This is a genomic window from Janthinobacterium sp. SUN206 (assembly GCF_030587305.1).
In the GTDB taxonomy this organism is placed as follows: domain Bacteria; phylum Pseudomonadota; class Gammaproteobacteria; order Burkholderiales; family Burkholderiaceae_D; genus Janthinobacterium; species Janthinobacterium kumbetense.
The window spans coordinates 1-1,212 of record NZ_JAPWIB010000012.1; the positions used below are offsets into that span (position 1 = coordinate 1).

Consider the following 1,212-nt stretch of genomic DNA (forward strand, 5'->3'; position numbering starts at 1 on the left):
GCCGCGAACTGTGCCTCGTCGTGCTGACGGGCACGGTGACGGTGCAGGCGGGCGGGCAGACCTGGGAAGCCATCGGCAATCGCCAGAGCGTGTTTGAAGACGTCTCGCCCTACGCCGTGTATGTGCCGCTGGAAACCACGGTCGGCATCACGGCCGTGAGCAACGCCGAAGTGGCGCTGTGCAGTGCGCCGGCCACCACCCATCGCCCGGCGCGCTTGATCGACCCGCAGTCGATGACGCGTTCCGTGCGCGGCAAGGGGGCGAACACCCGCTATGTGTGCGACATCTTGCCGCAGACGGCCGAGGCCGATGGCTTGCTGGTGGTGGAGGTGGTCACGCCATCCGGCCATTCGTCCAGCTATCCGCCGCACAAGCACGACAGCGACAATATCCCGCTGGAAAGCTCGCTGGAAGAAACGTATTACCACCGCCTCAATCCCGAGCAGGGCTTTGCGTACCAACGCGTCTACACGGACGACCGCAGCATCGACGAAGCCATGGCCGTGGAAAACCACGACGTGGTGATGGTGCCCAGGGGTTACCACCCCGTCACCGTGCCGTATGGCTACGATGGCTATTACCTGAACGTGATGGCCGGCCCGAAACGCGTGTGGCACTTTAAAAACGACCCGGCCCATGACTGGCTGATGACGAAATAACCAAGGACAAGACAATGACTACCCCGATGATTGGCCACTTTATTGGTGGCAACCCCATGGCGTCGCGCTCCGAGCGCACGAGCGACGTCTTCAACCCCGCCACGGGCGCCGTCACGGCGAAGGTGGTGCTGGCGACTGCCGCCGAGCTGAATGCGGCCGTGGCTGCCGCCCACGCGGCCTTTCCCGCCTGGTCGCAAACCTCGCCCCTGCGCCGCGCCCGCGTCATGTTCAAGTTCAAGGAGTTGCTGGAAGAACATGCGGACCAATTGGCGGCCCTGATCACGGCCGAGCACGGTAAGGTGTTCACGGATGCAAAAGGGGAAGTGACGCGCGGCATCGAAGTGGTGGAATTTGCCTGCGGCATCCCGCAAATGATGAAGGGAGAATATTCGGAGCAAGTCGCCGGCGGCATCGACGCCTGGTCGATCCGCCAGGCATTGGGCGTCTGCGTCGGCATCACGCCGTTCAATTTCCCCGTGATGGTGCCGATGTGGATGTTCCCGATGGCGATCGCCTGCGGCAATACCTTCGTCTTGAAACCGTCCGAGCGCGA

At 63.2% G+C, this 1,212-nt stretch carries 2 protein-coding genes; both read left to right on the plus strand.

Annotation, left to right across the window (positions count from 1 at the left end):
• Positions 1-659, plus strand: a 659-nt coding sequence (gene iolB, locus O3300_RS28390) for a 5-deoxy-glucuronate isomerase (RefSeq protein ID WP_305054760.1), incomplete at its 5' end; no start/stop codon positions are given.
• A 14-nt stretch (positions 660-673) separates the two neighbouring features.
• Positions 674-1,212: aldehyde dehydrogenase family protein (locus tag O3300_RS28395; RefSeq protein WP_305054761.1), on the plus strand; the 539-nt coding region annotated here is incomplete at its 3' end.